Annotated in this window: 13 protein-coding genes and 4 pseudogenes; 8 read left to right on the top strand and 9 right to left on the bottom strand. The window is 59.5% G+C overall.

Annotation, left to right across the window (positions count from 1 at the left end; genetic code table 11):
- From YUA_RS0132640 to YUA_RS0132615, 6 genes are all read right to left on the bottom strand, one after another.
- Window positions 1-376, bottom strand: a 376-nt coding sequence (locus YUA_RS0132640; RefSeq protein ID WP_027534446.1) for a dihydrodipicolinate synthase family protein, incomplete at its 3' end; no start/stop codon positions are given.
- The gene (locus tag YUA_RS0132635; protein WP_027534445.1) at window positions 364-1,230 is read right to left on the bottom strand and encodes an amino acid ABC transporter ATP-binding protein; all 867 of its coding nucleotides are present in this window, start codon (window positions 1,228-1,230) and stop codon (window positions 364-366) included. The genes YUA_RS0132640 and YUA_RS0132635, both read right to left, overlap by 13 nt.
- The gene (locus YUA_RS0132630; protein WP_027534444.1) at window positions 1,230-1,883 is read right to left on the bottom strand and encodes an amino acid ABC transporter permease; all 654 of its coding nucleotides are present in this window, start codon (window positions 1,881-1,883) and stop codon (window positions 1,230-1,232) included. Before YUA_RS0132630 ends, YUA_RS0132635 begins: the two co-directional genes overlap by 1 nt.
- A gap of 12 nt (window positions 1,884-1,895) precedes the next feature.
- Window positions 1,896-2,867 carry a proline racemase family protein gene (locus tag YUA_RS0132625; protein ID WP_027534443.1) on the bottom strand — a complete coding sequence of 324 codons (972 nt, stop codon included), beginning with the start codon at window positions 2,865-2,867 and terminating at the stop codon, window positions 1,896-1,898.
- 4 nt (window positions 2,868-2,871) lie between these two features.
- Complete coding sequence (locus YUA_RS0132620) at window positions 2,872-3,714, bottom strand: transporter substrate-binding domain-containing protein (protein WP_027534442.1); 843 nt, start codon at window positions 3,712-3,714, stop codon at window positions 2,872-2,874.
- 97 nt (window positions 3,715-3,811) lie between these two features.
- Window positions 3,812-5,047, bottom strand: coding sequence for an FAD-binding oxidoreductase (locus YUA_RS0132615; protein WP_027534441.1), 1,236 nt, complete (start codon window positions 5,045-5,047; stop codon window positions 3,812-3,814).
- A 1,599-nt stretch (window positions 5,048-6,646) separates the two neighbouring features.
- On the opposite strand from YUA_RS0132615, the gene tnpB (YUA_RS0132605) reads away from it, so the two are divergent.
- The 5 genes and pseudogenes from tnpB (YUA_RS0132605) to YUA_RS45800 all read left to right on the top strand — a co-directional run.
- A complete protein-coding gene (gene tnpB, locus YUA_RS0132605) occupies window positions 6,647-6,994 on the top strand; it encodes an IS66 family insertion sequence element accessory protein TnpB (protein ID WP_027534440.1) in 348 nt (115 codons plus the stop codon).
- Window positions 6,995-7,063: 69 nt separating this feature from the next.
- A protein-coding gene (locus YUA_RS45805) for an IS66 family transposase (RefSeq protein ID WP_156947416.1) occupies window positions 7,064-8,718 on the top strand; the annotation gives its coding sequence in 2 pieces (ribosomal slippage) (window positions 7,064-7,534 and window positions 7,537-8,718; 1,653 coding nt in all).
- A complete protein-coding gene (locus tag YUA_RS0132595) occupies window positions 8,715-8,966 on the top strand; it encodes a hypothetical protein (RefSeq protein WP_027534439.1) in 252 nt (83 codons plus the stop codon). Before YUA_RS45805 ends, YUA_RS0132595 begins: the two co-directional genes overlap by 4 nt.
- 418 nt (window positions 8,967-9,384) lie before the next feature.
- Window positions 9,385-10,242, top strand: coding sequence for an isocitrate lyase/phosphoenolpyruvate mutase family protein (locus YUA_RS0132590; protein WP_027534438.1), 858 nt, complete (start codon window positions 9,385-9,387; stop codon window positions 10,240-10,242).
- 582 nt (window positions 10,243-10,824) lie between these two features.
- Window positions 10,825-12,003, top strand: a pseudogene (locus tag YUA_RS45800) (2-isopropylmalate synthase); the annotation flags it as partial.
- A gap of 226 nt (window positions 12,004-12,229) precedes the next feature.
- On the opposite strand, the pseudogene YUA_RS49105 reads toward YUA_RS45800, so the two are convergent.
- From YUA_RS49105 to YUA_RS50465, 3 genes and pseudogenes are all read right to left on the bottom strand, one after another.
- Window positions 12,230-13,534, bottom strand: a pseudogene (locus YUA_RS49105) (IS66 family transposase); the annotation flags it as partial.
- Between the two features lie 395 nt (window positions 13,535-13,929).
- A pseudogene (locus tag YUA_RS49100) lies at window positions 13,930-14,431 on the bottom strand (transposase); the annotation flags it as partial.
- Between the two features lie 1,051 nt (window positions 14,432-15,482).
- Window positions 15,483-16,253 carry a hypothetical protein gene (locus YUA_RS50465; RefSeq protein WP_156947412.1) on the bottom strand — a complete coding sequence of 257 codons (771 nt, stop codon included), beginning with the start codon at window positions 16,251-16,253 and terminating at the stop codon, window positions 15,483-15,485.
- A 539-nt stretch (window positions 16,254-16,792) separates the two neighbouring features.
- On the opposite strand from YUA_RS50465, the pseudogene YUA_RS49095 reads away from it, so the two are divergent.
- From YUA_RS49095 to tnpB (YUA_RS45785), 3 genes and pseudogenes are all read left to right on the top strand, one after another.
- A pseudogene (locus YUA_RS49095) lies at window positions 16,793-17,031 on the top strand (helix-turn-helix domain-containing protein); the annotation flags it as partial.
- Between the two features lie 277 nt (window positions 17,032-17,308).
- A complete protein-coding gene (locus tag YUA_RS0132550; protein WP_027534434.1) occupies window positions 17,309-17,722 on the top strand; it encodes a transposase in 414 nt (137 codons plus the stop codon).
- Complete coding sequence (gene tnpB / locus YUA_RS45785; protein ID WP_035972380.1) at window positions 17,719-17,904, top strand: IS66 family insertion sequence element accessory protein TnpB; 186 nt, start codon at window positions 17,719-17,721, stop codon at window positions 17,902-17,904. Before YUA_RS0132550 ends, tnpB (YUA_RS45785) begins: the two co-directional genes overlap by 4 nt.
- The last annotated feature ends 9 nt before the right edge of the window (window positions 17,905-17,913 follow it).

Here is a 17,913-nt window from a genome sequence, read left to right as displayed (position 1 = left end):
TGTGCTCAAAGAAGGCCACGATCTCACGAGGACTCGGCATGGCATAGATAGGTGGCAGGATCATGCCGCCCGCGCAGCCAGACGCCACGGCCGACTGGCACGCTTCCAGCACATCCTCGACACGCAAGTCGGCGACGCCTGCCAGGACAGGCACGCGCCGGGCCACATGATCAACCGTCAACTTGTAGAGGCGCGCGCGCTCGGCCTTGGTGAGCGCATAAAATTCTCCCGTGCTGCCAGCCGCGACGATGCCCTTCGCGCCATTAGCAATCGCATCGTCGATGAGCGCCTTGTATCGGGTCTCATTGATGAAGCCGTCGGCTCCGAAGGGAGTAACGAGAACGGGGAAGATACCTCCCCAGTTTATATCGGACATGATCCATTATCCTTTGTTGGAAGATACGTTAGTGAAGGTGCGGCCGCCGGCGCAGCGAGGGGGCCGAGAAGACGAGCCTGTTCCGTGAACCGTCCGACGAAAGCGGCGAGCCTCGGATTGGCGTTCGAGAGCAGGAGCTCACGCGGAGGGCCACTCGCAGCGACGACTCCTTGATCCATAAAGACCACCCGATCGGCTAGCTCATAGGCAAAGCCGATCTCATGGGTGACGATAACCATGGTCATTCCCTCGGCAGCCAGTTGGCGGATGGCGGCAAGCACTTCGCCCACCAGTTCCGGGTCCAGCGCCGAGGTCGGCTCGTCGAAAAGCATAATGGTCGGCTGCATAGCGAGCGCCCGGGCGATGGCGATGCGCTGCTGCTGCCCGCCCGACAATTGCGAAGGGTATTTATGCCCGGCGTCGGGAAGACCCATGCGAGTGAGAAGCTCGCGTGCCCGAGTCTCGGCTTCGGCGCGCGGCACTTTCTTCACTACGAGTGGGGCTTCGATAATGTTTTCTAGCGCCGTGCGGTGGGGGAACAGGTTAAAGCTTTGGAACACCATGCCGGTCTTAATACGCACGGCACTCACCTGCCTGCCGGAGAGCTTCAGCCGCTCGCCCCTGGCGCTGCGGAAAAGAGGCGCCCCCTCGATGACGATCTCGCCCTGGTCCGGCTCCATCAGCAGGTTCATGCAGCGCAGCAGCGAGGTCTTGCCTGATCCGCTTGCGCCGATCAGGCAGACCACCTCTCCGCGATGGACCTCAAGATCGACGCCGCGGAGCACATGATTCTTCCCGTAAGACTTCTCGATGCCGCGTACGCTCAGCACGACGTCGGTGGATGTTGCGGTCATCACGCGGCCTCCTTGCGTTCGAACCGGCGCGAGAGAGCGCTGAGGGGAAACAGCATGATAATGAAGACGGCGCCGATGGCAGTGTAGACCTCCATCGGCCGGTAGGTGAAACTGGCAATGTAGCCGGCCTGATAAAGTAGATCAGGGATGGTCAGCACCGAGAGGAGCGTCGTATTTTTAAGCTGCATGATAGTCTGGCCCATCAACGGCGGCACCATGCGGCGCAGTGCCTGCGGCAAGATGATCCGCTTCATACGCTGAAAGTACCCCATGCCGAGTGCAACGGCGGCGTCAGTCTGGCCACGATCGATAGACTGGACACCGGCGCGCAGGATCTCGGCATAGAAGCCGCTGGCATAGAACCCGAGACCGAGGATGCCCGCCGTTTCCTTGCCGATCTGGATCTGAAGAAAGATTGGCAGCGCATAATAAGTCCACATAAGCAACACCAGCAGCGGGATGTTACGGAAGAACTCGACCCAGATTCGACCGGTCCAGCGCACGAGTGGCCAAGGAGTAAGCTGAAGCAGCGCCACAAAGAGACCAATCGCTAGTCCGATGGCGCAGGTGTAAATCGTGTACTTCAGAGTAACGAGCAGGCCGTAGGCAAGGATGTCCCAATTTGCGAAGACGATGGACGGATCGAATTTCATTCGTACTCTCCGTCAATTGGGAAGGAAGCCGGCGGGCAGCGGATCGTCTGATTCCAAAACGAGGGTAGAAAATGCGGTGACATGAGCCATGCCCCGCACCTCCGGAATTACAGCGGGCTTGCCGTTACTAGCCTTAGTCAAATCTGCTACTTTGGCTTCGAAGGGCACGCCGAGGATGTTCTCGGCCCGGTATGGAGCGCCTACCGCCAGCTGCCCGCGGGCGTGAAGTTGGGCTAGCCGGGAGGAGGTACCGGTGCCACAGGGCGAACGGTCGAACTTGTTGCTGGCCAAAATGACCAGATGGCGGGCGCCGCCCTCGACAGAATGATAAAAAAGAACGCTGCCGACCTGCGGCACTCCGCTGCCGGCATTTAGCGTTTCCTTGATGAGCATGCCCGCGCGACACCATCGGGTGGCATGGTCGATGTCGAAGGGGAGATCGACTTGGTCAGCGTCGACTAGCGCGTATGTAATACCGCCATAAGCAATGTCGCACGTCACCCTGCCGAGACCTGCGACCTCCGAGACAATGTCGGAGGCGAGAACAAAGGAGGGCACATTGCGTAACAGGACGGAAGTCAGCTTGCCAGCCTCGAACGTACCGGTCACGTGGACGACACCCGCCGGGGTCTCGATGGACATGCCGTTTTGCTCAAAGCCCTGCGGTAGAGCTCCCATAGCAGCGAGACTGGCGATGTAACCGATCGTGGCATGACCGCACATGTCGGCGTAGACGTAAGAGAAGATGAAGAACAGCCCCTGGTCCGCCTCGCGGGAGGGCACGGGCACCGCGGCCGCCATGGCGGCGTGCCCGCGCGGCTCATGGAGCAGTAGCGTTCTCAAGCCGTCATGGGTGCTGCGGAAATCGTCCCGCTGCTCGCGCACGCTGTGCCCGCGCAGCGGAGGGATGCCTGCCACGACCGTTCGGGTGGGATGCCCTGCAGTGTGGCTGTCGATGACAGTGAAGAGACGACTCGCACGCATGGCGTCAGCAATACTTGCCGGACTGAGGAACCACTTTCATGTCGATGCCGCGCTCGAGCATGTAGCGAGTGATGCGCGAGCATGCGAGGCCGAGCGAATTCTGTTGTGACATCCAGTTGGCCAGGAAGTTGGAGAACCCCTCGTTACCAGCTTCGCGGCGGATGCCGATCGTCGCCGGGTTGCGCAGGACCGGCGCGGGCACCACGGCCTTGCCGACGCCCTTGGAGTCGAGCAGCGCGGCGTCCTGGTCGGCAACGATGATCGCGTCGATCTTGCCTGATTGCAGCTCCAGCACTGCCTGGTCACGCGTGGGCACGACGACGATTGTCGAGTTGGGGATGACGGATTCCGCGATCACCTGCATCGTGCCGCCCTTCTGCACGGCGACGCGCACTTCCTTCTTGTCCATCTCACGCCATGTCTTGGGCGCGAAGCCGGGGCGCGCGACGAGCGCCCAGATGCCCTCGACGATGGCGCCTGGCACATAGTCGATGACGAGGCCGCGACGAGGATTGGGGTTCAGCGCCACCGCGAGATCCACCTTGCCGGCCTGGAAGTCGGCAGCAAGATTGCCCCAGGTTGTCTCGTAATATTCGATCTGAACGCCAAGCAAGCTGGCGATATCCTTGCCCCAGTCGACGAAGAATCCGGACCATTCGCCCGTGCGCGGATCCTTGATGTAGCCCGGCTCCTCCGCGACCATCACTGGAAATTTGAGCTTGCCACTCGCCTTGATCCGGTCGAGCACCAGGGAGGGGCTTTCGGCGCGAGCCGGCACCGAGGCTGGCCCGAACAGTGCGGCTGCACCAATGACAACAGCGAAGATCGCACTTATCCAACTGCTCATTGAGGTCTCCTCGTATTGAACTATGTCAATTTACAATTGAACCATATCATCTTTGTTGGACAACGCAAGATTAAACTTGAGCCGCCCGCCAGCAGCTTTATCGCAGCCGATACGGCGCGGTTGAAATCCGGGGCGCGCGGCCCGCGACGAGGTCGGAGATAATGGCCGCAGTCATGGGGGCTCCGCTGATGCCCATGTGACCATGGCCAGTGGCGAATAAGATGCCGGCGTGTTTCGGATGGGGACCGATGATCGGCAGACTGTCTGGCGTCGATGGTCTTACGCCCATCCAGTCGGTCACCTGGCTGATGGATATGTCCGGCAGCATTGCGCGGGCGTATGCCTGCAGCTTTTTGTTCTGCTTCGTATCGCGCGGCGCATCGGGCGCATCGAATTCGGCTATACCCACGATGCGCAGCCCTTCGTCGAGGGGCGTGGCAACGAAGGCCGAAGCTGCGTCGGTAACGGGGCGACTGATGACACCGGAAGTACCGGGCATGGTGATGTGATAGCCACGCTCGCTGGCCAGCGACAGGGAAATTCCCAGGGAGCATGCTAGATCGCGGCTGGCGATACCCGCTGCGATAATCACTCTGTCGCAGCGGTGGGGCCCGGTACTTGTCAGCAACGTTACACCTTCCGTGCCAGGCTCTATAGCTTGAACACGCGCCGTCCGAACTGAAACCCCAAGAGCGGCGGCACGATTCATCAGGCCCTCCACCAGCGCCGGAGGTGAAGTCACATGACCACTGGCTGGAAAGAAGATTCCACGCTTGTACTCCCGGGATAAACCCGGCTCCAACTCGCGCAACTGCTCGGCGTTGAGCCTCTCAAAGGCCACGCCATGTCTCGATCGCAGACTATCCACCAGCTTATCCAAGGCGCCCAGTGATACATCTCGCCATACATGGAGGGCACCGTTCGGCCGGAACAACCGTTCCCAGTCGGCATCGCCGAGCATATCGCGATAGAGAGCGGCACATGGTTGGTTGAGAGTGTGCAACGCCGCATACGCCGCCTCCCAAGCCTCCAGACGCCCGGTACGCAGGAAGCGGACGAGCCAGGGGAGAGTGCGGGGCAACTCACGCGGGGACAGGCGCACGGGGCCGTCAGTATCAGCGAACCAGCGCAGCGCACGCCACATGACCCCGGGATAAGCGATGGGGAGAGCCGATCCAGCATTGTATTGGGCACCGTTGCCCCAAGAGCAGCCATGGCCGACGCGCCCCTCCTCAACCAAAGTGACGACATGCCCTTCGCGCGCTAGCATGAGCGCGCAACTTACGCCGACTACGCCCCCGCCAATGACGGCGACAGTATGCAGGTCAGCCATGCGACTTCTCCTGTGCGCGCCAAGCCTCCCCAGAGGTCCACGGCGCCTCAATCTTCACATAGATGCGGGTGATCTTCACGGGCTAGCTCTCCTTGTCTCTGCACTGACATAGTACATTATGAACAATATCTGGCATATTGATACAGTTCAATCATAGTTCGCGGCGAGATTCAACGGTAATATGTTCACTGGCCATGGTCATCTCGTTTTGACCTTGTTAGCCGCAACCGGCCGAGGCCGTTGCCGCATTTGCGACCGCAAGGCAGAAGGCGGACGGATGATCTGTCCCACGCGATGCCGTCACTTGCCGAAGCCCCGAGTGCGGCCAAGTTGGGCTGGCGATAGCCCACGCAAGTGGCAGCAGGTTGCGAACGACGGCGCCATCAGCAAGCGCAACTGGCGTGCGCGTCCTACTCGTGAAGTCGACGGTCGCTTCAGGGCTGAAGCGAAGGACGTGCTGGACCAGTGCAAGCAAACGAAATGACCTATTCGAGAAAAAGCCTGGTCACAGATACCCCGTCATCGGGCTTCGACCGCGCCTGTGGGATTTCAAGATCTACGCTCGGTAATCGTCACGTCCCAGTACCGGAGCCTTCTCCGAGCGGCAGAGATGCTCCAAATCAAGCAGTCGACTCTTAGCCAGTTCCTGCGCAATCTCGAACCCAGTTGGGCAACAGTCTGTTCGAGCGGACCGATGGCGGCACGAGAGCGAGAATTGAAGTTCAGGAATTCCTCAATGCGGCCCAGCGCATCGTGGATGAACAGAAGCAATTGCCGCTCGCCTCAAGACCCGCTCGCGAGGTGAGAGGGGTCGATTGACGATCAGCGTCCACGCCTCACTCTCAGCCGGCAATCTCCGGGCCCCTTCTCGACCACCGGCACCCCTTCCCCGATTCGATACTTATGTGGCCGACTCCGATATCGCCAATTTCGCCACTGACGTCACCGTCGTGGCCGAGGCCAATTCAAGATACAACGAGAGGTCATCAGCAGTCTGAAGCGAAAGCGTCGTCGCCGCTCTCCCCGAAAACCATCCGCTGACAGGTCGTGATGTGGTTCACTGGGGCGAACTGAGGCACGTCACAGCACGGTCTGGACCGGAACTCATCAAGCGCCTCAGCGACGGAGTAATTCATCGTCTAACGTAGACGCCACGCATCATTTGCCCCAATGACCACAACGCCACCCTGGTGAGAGAGCACAGTCGGCCCCGTCGATACGCGCGCGGTTCTTCTTCACGTGTGCGTAATACGCATCCGACGAGCGCCGCCTTGTCTGACGCGGGATATTTGGCGAAGCGTGTGACCTTAGGTCTAGCTTTGAGGTCATCCGGCGATGCGGGTCGAGGTGTTTGGCGAATTCGACGTGCTGGAGCGCCGGTGATTAAGATACCCGGCAATGTTCGGGTGTGGCTTGCGACCGGCCATACCGACATGCGACGCGGATTCCCGAGCCTTGCGCGTCTGATCTGAGGCGCGATCCCCACGCTAGCGATCTATATGTTTTTAGGGGGCGACGCCGGCGATAGTCAAAATCATTTGGCATGATAGCCAGGCAGGACACTGAGGCGCTGCAGCGGGTCCTTGAGCTCCTGCGGCGATGATTCCGATTCCGAGCGGCGTCAGGGTTTGGATCTCCACTGGCCACACCGACATGCGCCGCGGCATGCAGAGCCTGGCGCTTACGGTTCAGGAGAGCTTGAAGCGCGATCCTCATGCCGGCGATCTTTATATCTTCCGGGGCCGCCGCGGCGATCTGGTCAAGATTCTTTGGCACGACGGGTTGGGCATGTCGCTCTACGCCAAGCGCCTGGACCGTGGAAAGTTCATCTGGCCCTCGGCGTCGGATGGGGCGGTGTCGATCTCAGCGGCGCAGATGGCCTATATGCTGGAAGGGATCGACTGGCGGAATCCGCAATTGAGCTGGCGGCCGCAAAGCGCGGGCTGAGCGCAGAAACCGCAGCTTTTTGCACTTTGGGGAGTCCCATCGCGTCCAATCTGTGATTCACTGCGTCGCATGAATGCTGATCGCGACGCTGCTCCGGATGACGTTGCCGCCCTGAAAAAGGCGCTGGCAGCCGAGCGGACGAAGGGTTTAGAGATCGCCGCCGAGCTCGCGGTCGCCCACGCGAAAGCTGCCGAAGACGGTGCGCTGATCGCCCAGCAGAAGCTGCAGATCGCCAAGCTGAAGCATCAGATCTATGGGCAACGGTCGGAGCGTTCGGCACGGCTGATCGAGCAGTTGGCGCTGACGTTCGAAGAGCTGGAAGCCGACGCCACAGAGGACGAGCTTGCGGCGGAACGGGCCGTGGCCAAGACGACGACGGTAGGTGGATTTACGCGCAAGCGCCCCGAGCGTCAGACCTTCCCCGACCACCTGCCACGCGAGCGGGTGGTGGTCGACCCGCCGACCGCGTGCGAGTGCTGCGGCGGCAACCGCCTGCGCAAACTCGGCGAGGGCGTGACGCGGACGCTGGAGGTGGTGCCGCGCGCCAGTGGAAGGTGGTCGAGACGGTCCGGGAGAAGTTCTCCTGCCGCGACTGCGAGAAGATCAGCCGGGCGCCAGCGCCGTTCCATGCCATCGCCCGGGGATGGGCTGGTTCGAGCCTTTTGGCCATGATCATGTTCGAGAAGTTCGGCCAGCATCAGCCGTTGAACCGCCAGGCCGAGCGCTACGCCCTGGAAGGCGTGCCGGTCGCGCTATCAACCATAGCGGACGCCGTGGGATCGGTCTGTGCGTCGCTGGATCCCCTCCTGCGCCTGGTCGATGCCCATGTCATGGCGGCCGAGCGCCTTCATGCCGATGATACGACCGTGCCAGTACTGGCCAAGGGCAAGACCGATACGGCACGATGCTGGATCTACGTCCGGGACGACCGGCCGTTTAGCGGTGCGGGTCCGCCGGCGGCGATGTTCTACTACTCGCGTGATCGCAAGGGCGAGCATCCCCAGGCGCATCTGGTCCGATATGCCGGCATTCTGCAGGCCGACGCCTATGACGGGTACAACCAGCTCTATCTGGCGGGACGCCAGCCTAGGCCGATCCGGGAGGCTGCCTGCTGGTCACACGGACGGCGGCCGTTCTTTGCCATGGCCGACATTGAAGAGATTGCCCGGCGCAAGGCCGCCGGCAAGAAGGAGATCCCGCTCTCGCCGATCGCGATCGAGGTCGTGCGGTGGATCGATACGCTGTTCGAAATCGAGCGCTCCATCAACGGCAAAAACGCCGAGGAGCGTCTTCAGGTGCGACAGACGCTGAGCCGGCCCCTGGTCGAGGATCTCCAGGTCTACATGCGCGACCAACTCGCCAAGCTCTCCCGTGGGCACGACCTGGCCAAGGCGTTCAACTACATCCTGAAGCGCTGGGCGAGCTTCACGCTGTTCCTGGAGGACGGACGCGTGTGCCTCTCCAACAATGCCGCCGAGCGAGGGCTGAGGGGTATTGCTCTTGGCCGAAAATCCTGGCTGTTCTGCGGGTCGGATCGCGGCGGGCGACGCGCCGCCGCCATATACAGCTTAGTCGTCACAGCCAAGATGAACGGCGTCGATCCGCAAGCCTGGCTGGCCGACGTCCTTGCCCGTATTGCGGCCCACCCGGCTCATCGGTTGGACGAGATGCTGCCCTGGAATTGGACGCCGGCATCAGCGCTCTCGGCTCGAGCGGCGGCATGACCACCCACGTCAACAAGGTCCATCACGTCACCACCATCACCCAGGTCGCGAGAGACCTCGGCGAAGACGAAGATTGGCTACGAGACGTCGCCAATGAAATGGAGATCGAGGACGGAGCCATATGGGTGTTTGGCGTTGGCGAAGATGGCGTCCAGGCGTTCACCGACTTCGGCATCGAACGCCTCATCGAGCTCATCCAAATTTACAAAGAAAATCCAGAGCTGCTCAAGCGCTGGACGCCCGAATAGCCTGCGGCCTACGCCGGATGCGTACGGTCAAAGCCGCCGACGTTGTCGGCCTCTATGTCGCCCCGCCCGAGAAGGCCATTGTGCTATGCGTTCGACCGGACCAAGAAAAAGGTCCGCCAACGCCGCTTCAAAGACCGACGTATCACTCAGTTCTGATACCGGGTACTAGCTCAACTCACTGCACCCCGACGGATCCATCACCGCACTCCACGACCGCTGCTTGAGGGCCGGCGCTTGTCTGCCCGTAAAACCCGCATCAACTACCAATGGTAGTAGTCGATCTAGACCACAGGAACATGTCACCTATCGACTGATGAACGTTCGCCGGTCACACGCGCAAGGATTTCGGATGCACGACCAATCGCAATCTGTCCTCGTCAAGAGTGCTGATCAATCCGCTGATTCTTCGCTTGCTAACCTGCTGCGGAAGCAGGTTTGCTCCAACAGCGAACTCTCGTTCCTCATGGAAGCGCATGACGGCCTCTCCGCCGCCATCGCCGAGCGCGCGGGCTTCAAAGGCCTCTGGGCGTCGCGCCTGTCAATTGCGTGCTCTCTCGGATACGGGGATGCCAATGAAGCGTCATGGAGTCGACTAGTCGGTATAGTCGAGCGAATAGTTGGGTCGACCGAACTGCCTGTCCTGGTTGATGGAGATGGCGGATTCTGCAATTTCGACAATGCACGCTTCCGCGCTCGCAAACTCTGTCAACGTGGCGCTGCGGGAGTTGCGCTAGAGGACAGCTACTTTCCGACGATGAACTCGTTTGTTGGCGAGCGGCACCGCCTCGCCGATATCGATGAATTCTCCGGCCGCTTACGTGCCGTGAAGGACACGGTCGCGGACGACTTGGTCCTCGTGGCCCGGGTCGAGGCTTTGACTACCGGGCATGGAGTCGATGAAGCAGTTTTGCGCGCTCACGCCTACGCAGAGGCGGGAGCCGATGCGATCTTCATTCGCTCGCTAAAGAGCACTGCGGAAGAGATCCTTTCGTTTTCAAGCGCTTGGCAGAACAGGTCGCCGGTCATAATAGTTCCAACAAAGTACTGTCGAACGCCGCTCTCTACGTATCGAAATGCCCGCATCTCCGCAGTGATCTGGGCCAACCACTCCATGCTAGCCGCAATGGCGGCCATGCAGCAGTTCTGCGGTCGCGTCATCACTGAGGGCACAAACTCCAATATTGCAGTGTTCGACGAGCTTTTTGAATTGTTGATGTATGACGAACTTGCCCGTGCGGAAGCGTGTAATCTTCCTCTTGCTGGCCTAGAGCGATGACTTCTCATTCACGCAGCAAGATCTCATTATCAATCAAGCCCCCAGCGAACTGGTTGCCTACATCGGCTGCCAACATATCCGAGCACTGCAATCAAGGGTGATCGTGTTCGGAAATGGCGCACCTCACACAGGGCTGTCACCCTCATCAATGAAAGTAGCCAAAGAGGACGTAATCGGTGCAGTTGTTGCGCTTGATCGCGGATCAGTTTCCACTCGCGATCCAGGAAGTACTATCAAAGTTGATAGTATGCGCGACAGGTCCGGTGCTTTAGCATCGCTTGGAGAAGGAGAAGCGGGCGCCCGCTGGGGCAGGTGTTGCGGTAAAACACATTCGTAATCCGCGACGAACTACCGGGAGCCAACGATGAGGACGCCGTGTACGCGAACGAGCAGAGGTGGAGGCTGTGGGTCGCTCTCTGAAGCCAACCATTACGAACAGAGAACGCTCCGTTGGCGGTTGCGGAGGAGCCCGCTCGATGGATCCTTTTTGGACATGTGGCACGAGATAGCATTCCCTTGTGATCTGACTCGAGCGTAGAAATTGCTTTTGAACAAAGGCAAGCGAAGTAGAGGGACGACTCTATGACGTCAATAACTTCGACTCCTGAGAAGGAGCAAATCATTGTCCTCGATACAACCTTGCGTGACGGTGAGCAGGCGCCAGGCGCGACAATGAATCTTGAAGAAAAGCTTCAGATAGCAGAAATGCTCGACGAAATGAGGGTTGACGTCATCGAGGGCGGGTATCCAGCCGCGTCGGAAGGAGACTATGCAGCAGTACACGCGATCGCCAAACAAACAAAGAATGCCGCGGTATGTGGACTTTCGCGTGCCACGCACAATGACATTGACCGTTGCGCGGAGGCGGTCAGGCCCGCAAGGCGCGGTCGTATTAGTACGTTCATTTCCACTTCGCCAATCCATATGAAATGGAAGCTTCAGATGGAAGAGGAACAGGTTTACGAATTGGTAATCGCCCAAGTAACAAGGGCCAGAACTCATATTGACGATGTAGAGTGGTGCAGCGAAGACGCCACGCGAAGCGACTACGAGTTCCTATGCCGTTGCATTGAGGCAGCGATCAAAGCCGGAGCCAGCACGATCAACTTAGCGGATACTGTCGGTTATTGCATGCCGGAAGAATACGCCGCAATGGTCAGGATGGCGCGGGAACGCGTGCCCAACTCTGACAAGGCGACGTTTTCGGTACATTGTCACAACGATCTTGGGATGGCTGTTTCGAACTCGCTCGCTGGGATCTGCGCTGGCGCTAGACAGGTTGAGTGCACGATAAATGGAATTGGAGAACGCGCAGGCAACGCGTCGCTGGAAGAAGTCGTCATGGCCATTAACGTTCGCAACGATGTGCTTCCCTATCGGACCAACATTGAGACTCAGATGCTCGCTCGCGCCTCTAAGCTCGTAAGTGAGGCAACTTCATTTCCCGTACAGTACAATAAAGCGATCGTCGGCCGGAATGCGTTCGCGCATGAAGCCGGGATCCATCAAGACGGTATGTTGAAGAATGCGCAGACATATGAAATTATGAATCCGGAGAGTGTTGGCGCGGAACGCACGTCTTTCGTAATGGGAAAGCATTCCGGCCGCCGTGCATTCGCGCGAAAGGTGGAGGAGCTTGGCTACCCGCACTCAGAGCCCGCCTTAGAATATGCATTTCTACAATTTAAGGCTTTGGCAGACCGAAAGAAACACATCTCTGATGACGACATCAGAAGCCTAGTTGCTGCCGAGCTGGCGCGACGGTAATTCCGGAAGGACGCGGCAGATGCAATGCGACCGTCCACTCATGGTCCTGAACAGCTGTAAGGAGCACGTCACTCGCTTTGGCTGCAAGCCGCATGTCTTCCCGGGAAGAAGTGGGTTTAAGGCCAAGCGGGAGACAAGCGCCTCAGACCGATGTTACGGCATCGCGATCGGCATGTCTTCCGGAGCGAATGCTCGCACTGGCAGTTCAAGGGCTGATGCTGCGGCCGTCGGTGAGGAAGCGTTCGAAGATGACTCGGCGTGAGACGGCATAGCGAATCGTCTCGGCCACATTTCCGGGTAATCGCCGCAAAGTCTGCTGCCAGAAATCGAAGCGATCTGCGACGACCGCTGCGGAGGCTGGCTGACGCGCGGCAACGGGTGCGTCGGGGCCTTGGGTACGCACGGTTTTCTCGACCGGCCAAAGCTTTGCCATCCGCTCGACCGTCCCGGCTGCCAGTTTGGAGCTTCCTGCAACATGCAGCTCATAGAACTTGCGTCTGCTGTGTGACCAGCAGCCCAGCCAACGTGCTGGCATCATTCCGCGATCGGGTCGCGCACAACTTTTTATAGGCAGCATAACATCCACCTGCAGGTACCGCGATAACCGTTCAGATACCGGACCGCGCATTCGCCGGAGCGGCTGTCTTCGAAGCGATAAGCCACGATCGGGGAACACCGTTACGGCCAAAGGTCCGGTCATCTCTGGCATAAGCCCATAAATAGGCCGTCTTCGTCGATCCGGGGCCGGGAGCGAGCGTCGGCAAGTTGGTTTCGCCGGCAAAACTCCGTTCGGCCTTCTTGACCTCGCTGAAGATGTAGTCGGCCACGATCTTCAGCTCGAAGCCGAGCTTGCCCATCCATGGCGCCACCAGCTTGCGGTCGAGTTCGACCTTGTCGCGAGCGTAGATGGCCTCCTGCCGGTAGGCTGGTTGGCCATCGGCATACGTGGAGACGATGATCTGAGCAGAAGTCCTTCCGTTGGAATGCCACCCTCGATGATATGGGCCGGGGCCGGCGCCTGGACCACGCCGTCCTCGTTCTTAAAGGCATACTTGGAACGGCGCGTGACGATCACACGGAACTTGGCCGGCACCCATCCAGACGCTTCGACACATCCTTGCCGATCAGCACCTTCTGCTTACCGGCATGCTCAGCCAGTTCTTCCGGTTCAATGACGGCTTCGATCCGTGCCAGATGGGCGCAAAGCTCTTGCGCCGACGCGGTGCTCGCTTGCCTTGCGCTTGCTGACCGCCCTTGCTGACCTAGGCCGTGATCGCAGCGATGCGGGTCTCGATCTCGTCGAAGACAAAAGCCTGCTGTTCATCGTTGTCATTCGCAGAGCCAAGCTTTTCCGATCGTCGGCCGAACCGGGCGCGGTCGAAGGCCTGCAGGCTCTGCGTCAGCCGCTCGATGCGCGCAGCGGCATCGGCGCGAACCGACTTCCCGGCCATGGCAAGCGCCATGGCTTTCAACATCTCTACTCATTCGGGAGGCTGAGATCGGGCGACGTCGTTAGCCCGACCAGAGCACATTTTGCCTCGATCCTCTCGCTCTTGCAGCTCACCGATTCACTTCGCCGCAGTGCTTTTAGCCAACATTCTCCGGCGGCTCGACCGGTAGGGTCCGGACACACTTCCAATCCATCTAGGATCGAAATAACACCTTGACCGGATCCGGACTGCTGGACCCCACGTATCGGATATCCTCCTACTCATCATTGAATGACGGATTGCCACGCCGACAGTCCGCGATCGCCCGACTCCGATCCGGCTGGTTCTTTGGAAGTCGACGGCGCGTTTTGTCGGAGTACGGACGCCAGATTCCGCTTCATCGAAGATCGCGCCGCGCCGATCATCCGGTGACGCTTCTGTATGCTTGATGTCAGCGCAACACGCGGCGTCACGTTCATCGAGCGCAACCCGCTTCGGTATTGCTCCCGCCGCCTTGCGCTGGCGGCTCGCCCGAGCTATCCTTGGGATTGACGCTCCTCATCAAGGCAGACCTCGATGAGCGTGCCGTCGACCAAGAAGTGATCGCTCGACTGCAGCTTCTCACCCTGGGGCTGGGCCGGCACCGCCCCTCCGAACTTGGCCGCGACGTCACCTTCCAGCAACCGATCACGGTTCTTCGAGAACGCAGGATGGTGCCAGGTTGCGTCATCATACGCCAATTCCAACGAACCAGGGGAACAGCAGGCCGTATTCCAGTCGAGAATAACGCGCCTGCAATAGCATCGCCCGCAGCAGCTTCAACGGGGGGATCGACGGCCGCCCAACTGGCGAAGACCGCGTGGCGAACTCGCGCTCCAGCGTCGAAAGCGCCTCTTTAACAATCGTCCGGATCGCTCGATTGATCGCCCGCACTTGCGTCTCCAGATCAACGCAACTGGCAGATCCCCCGTTCGATTGTCGCCGCCGCGCACGCACTATCTCCGAATCTGGTCGGAGCCAACGAATCACCGTCGCCGGTACGCGGCGAGCGCGTTTTTCAACAGCGCGCTAGTGTTCTGTCCCGGAAACTCGCTAACAAAGTCGCGTGAGTTACTGGAGAATTTAGTCAGCAGTAGCGGCCCAGATGAAGGGCTGTGATGAATTGGTCGATTTTTTTGACGAGGTCGGCGGGGCAGTCGAAGGAGCCACGACGGATGGCGCGTTGGGCGATGAGGGCGAAGAGCGTTCGGCCTAGTTGAGCCGGGAGGGATAAGTGGCGGTAGTGAATGTGCCGACGCCGACCGCGGGCGAGGCATGCTTGGACCTTGGGGTGCTTGCAGGTGGCGTAGTTGTCGACGACCAGATGGATGTCCAGCTGGACCGGCACCACTCGATGTGGCGCGGGAAGGCGAGGAACTCCTGGTGACGATGGCGGGGCTTGCATTGGGCGATGACCGCTCTGTCGAGCAGGTTGAGGGCGGCGAACAGGGGAGTGCTACCAGGACGCTGATAGTCGCACGTGACAGCCGCCCCCCGTAGGAAGCAGAGTTTAAATGCGTAAGAGCACCTCGATCTGGCTGTTCTTATCGACGCAAAGCACTACAGCCTGTCGGGCGGATTGAGATAAAGCCCGACCACGTCGCGCAGCTTTCTCGACAAAGAACGGATCGGTCGAAAAGTTGAAGCTCCGGAACGGTGAGGTTGCAGACCGAAGAGCTGGAACAAGGGATGGACGGTGCAGTTGGTAACCCCGGTCTCTTTGGCGATGGCGCGTACGCTCCAGTGGTTGCGGCTTTGGGCTTGCGAGCGAGTTTCTTGGTGATCAGCTCGGCCACGCCTCGCCCTCGACGGTGCGGGACTGCCGGTGCGGCATCTCGTCATCGAGTCCCTCGATCCGATCGGCGATGAAGCATTTGCCTCATTACCGATCGTATGGGGGCTGACAATGCGCGTTCGCCGCTCGACAATGTGAGCAACGCCTTCGGCTGTCCGGATCGCATCGGGTATGTCCTTCGATCAGTATCCCCAAAACCGAGGTAGTAATTATGCCCCGAATTCATGGGACAGGGCACCATCAGGCTCACCACTACCGCCCGATGCCGCCGAAAATGACGGGACCACAATCGGCGCGCCTATATCACGACGATCAACAAGGCCTCTCAACTCCTCGCCGGTGAGCCAGACAAGCCAATCGTCGTCCACAATATTCTCTTCTATCAGTTGCAGTATCGACCCCTCGGCTTCATAGTGCGCATATCCGTATACGCTTCCTTTTTCCAATAATCGGCGCGCTGCAAGCCCACATAAGAAGTCAGGAGCCCACATGGCTAGAGACACGCCGCGCGATATTCCTGCCATGATCTTGGGCACTCCCTGTCCCCTAAAGTCTCTGCGCACCCAACGGTCCCCGTGGTAGGCTACTTTTCCTGTCATCTTCTTCGCGGTTGGTGCTCTACACGTACAACGGTCCTGAGGATGTGCGTGTACGGTCGGGTCAGCGTAAAACGCCTTCAAGGACTGAAGATGTGCTGCAAAGTTGCTATGCGAAAGGTCAAACAGCCGAGCAGCCTCTAAAAGCGCGACATCTTTGTTCTTGTCGACGCCTATGATCCAATATCCGTCGCCTGATTTAATCGGCGAGCGATCTGGCCGGAAAATTGGATATGTTGGCCCCTTTGTTGGAGTGATCCGTGCGATAGAGACGTATTTATGAAAATCGAATCCTATCGAAAGCTTGATGCCTTTCTGTGCGGCGGCGTCATCATGTATTTGAAGGAAGCGTGAGACTTGCAACGGATTAACGACGTTTGTCATTGCTGCGCCTTTCAGTGATCAAGTGCGCCTAGCCATACGGCGGTGTACTAGCTGATGACTAAAGCAGTTACGAGGGGATCTAAACACTACCTACTCTGGTGAGGACTATTTGAGGAATCATTGTTGGCACGTATCAGCATTCAACCGCGCGCGACAGGGTGTTCGGCGGATGTGTCGCTGAGCTGAGCATCGAGCGATCACGACACGGGCGCACGAATCCGAAGAGCAATGTCTTGTTTGAGGCGGCGGATTTCGCGAAGCGTGTGAGTCTAGCGTTAAGTCAACGGGCGATGCGCGTCGAAGTACTGGGAGGGTCGCGGTTGAGCCATGTTTCTTGTCGTTGCAGATTACCACGACGTCTGCACCTGCAAAGCAGCTATCCGAAGATGATAGGCGGATGCGGCCGTTATTGGCGGTTCGAACGGATTGATTGAGATTCATCGTGGCAACCGGCTACGCATCCGGGTGGATACGCAAGTTGACCCGGAGGCGCTGGCGCGGGTTCTCGATGTGTTGGAACGCCGGCGAGTCGCAATCTTCTGACTGCGGCAGACTGCTGGTCGAGTAGTCATCGTGCTGCGCGGTCGCTATCTGAGCGATGCCGCCCGATCCTGCGATGCGCTGATGGCTTGCCAAGCCAGTCTGTGGCCGCCGAACTCGGCATCCATGAACACACCGTTGACAAGTGGCGCCGTCGATTTTTGAAGGATCGCTGGGATGGCTTGCTTGATCAAGCCCCCCTGCCCACCCTCGCACCATCGACGACGATCAGGTTGCCGCTTGACGCGCTGACAAATCGCTCGATCTGGACAACTCACCTGTGCCAATTGCATCCAGGTAATGACCTGCCCTGCCTTCCTCAAGCGCATGTTCAAGCTTGAGGCGAGAGGTGATCAGCATTCATGTCCCTCGTGTCGCTTAGGTTCGGTTGAATACAACAGATGTCGGAAAGTGGCCAAAGGCGGCATGCCCCATTACACAGGCCCTTGCCAAGCATGTACGCATCCGGTGACGGCCGCCTTGTCGAGTGAGGCGCGTTGTTGAGAACTGTCCTTATGGACAGTGATAGGCGCAGTGCCCAAGTCGAGCGGCTCGAAGTGGTGGACACGGGTCGGCGGCGACGTTGGTCCGAGGATGAGAAGCTCAAGATCGTCCTGGAGAGCTTACAGGCGCCGCGCCAGGTCGCGGCGACGGCGCGGCGATATGGTGTTTCGCGCTCATTGCTGCTCCGATGGCGACGGTCGTTTCATCCGGAGCCGAAGGATGCCTCCGGGCAACAAACGGGCTTCGTACCAGCGAGGGTGGTCCCGGACTCCAGCGTAACGCATGGTCCAGTCGCGCCGGCCAGCAGCGGCGGGTCGATCGAGATCGAGTTTGCTGCCGGGGTTCGGATGCGGATCACGGGCGCGGTCGACGCGGCGACGCTGAAGGCCGCGGTTGCGGCGCTGGCTGATGGACAGCCGCGATGATCCCCATTGCACCGGCCGTGCGGGTGTGGATTGCGACCGGCCACACCGACATGCGCCGCGGCATGAACTCGCTGGCCTTATTGGTGCAGGAAGCCTTCAAGCGGGACCCGCACGGCGGCGACCTCTATGTGTTCCGTGGCAAAAGCGGTCTCCCTCCGGCGAGGGCCGCCTTGTTGAATTAGTCCAATTGG

This window comes from Bradyrhizobium sp. WSM3983, assembly GCF_000473045.1.
Lineage (GTDB): Bacteria > Pseudomonadota > Alphaproteobacteria > Rhizobiales > Xanthobacteraceae > Bradyrhizobium.
The sequence above is the reverse complement of the archived record's forward strand: the minus strand, read 5'-3'. Positions and strand labels throughout refer to the sequence as shown.

Excerpts from the sequence above, each read along its gene's own strand:
- YUA_RS0132615 (WP_027534441.1), bottom strand. The coding sequence starts at position 5,047 with ATGGCTGACCTGCATACTGTCGCCGTCATTGGCGGGGGCGTAGTCGGC.
- YUA_RS0132550 (WP_027534434.1), top strand. The coding sequence starts at position 17,309 with ATGGACAGTGATAGGCGCAGTGCCCAAGTCGAGCGGCTCGAAGTGGTG.
- YUA_RS0132620 (WP_027534442.1), bottom strand. The coding sequence starts at position 3,714 with ATGAGCAGTTGGATAAGTGCGATCTTCGCTGTTGTCATTGGTGCAGCC.
- YUA_RS0132595 (WP_027534439.1), top strand. The coding sequence starts at position 8,715 with ATGACCACCCACGTCAACAAGGTCCATCACGTCACCACCATCACCCAG.
- tnpB (WP_027534440.1), top strand. The coding sequence starts at position 6,647 with ATGATTCCGATTCCGAGCGGCGTCAGGGTTTGGATCTCCACTGGCCAC.
- YUA_RS0132625 (WP_027534443.1), bottom strand. The coding sequence starts at position 2,867 with ATGCGTGCGAGTCGTCTCTTCACTGTCATCGACAGCCACACTGCAGGG.
- YUA_RS50465 (WP_156947412.1), bottom strand. The coding sequence starts at position 16,253 with ATGACAAACGTCGTTAATCCGTTGCAAGTCTCACGCTTCCTTCAAATA.
- YUA_RS0132630 (WP_027534444.1), bottom strand. The coding sequence starts at position 1,883 with ATGAAATTCGATCCGTCCATCGTCTTCGCAAATTGGGACATCCTTGCC.
- YUA_RS0132635 (WP_027534445.1), bottom strand. The coding sequence starts at position 1,230 with ATGACCGCAACATCCACCGACGTCGTGCTGAGCGTACGCGGCATCGAG.
- tnpB (WP_035972380.1), top strand. The coding sequence starts at position 17,719 with ATGATCCCCATTGCACCGGCCGTGCGGGTGTGGATTGCGACCGGCCAC.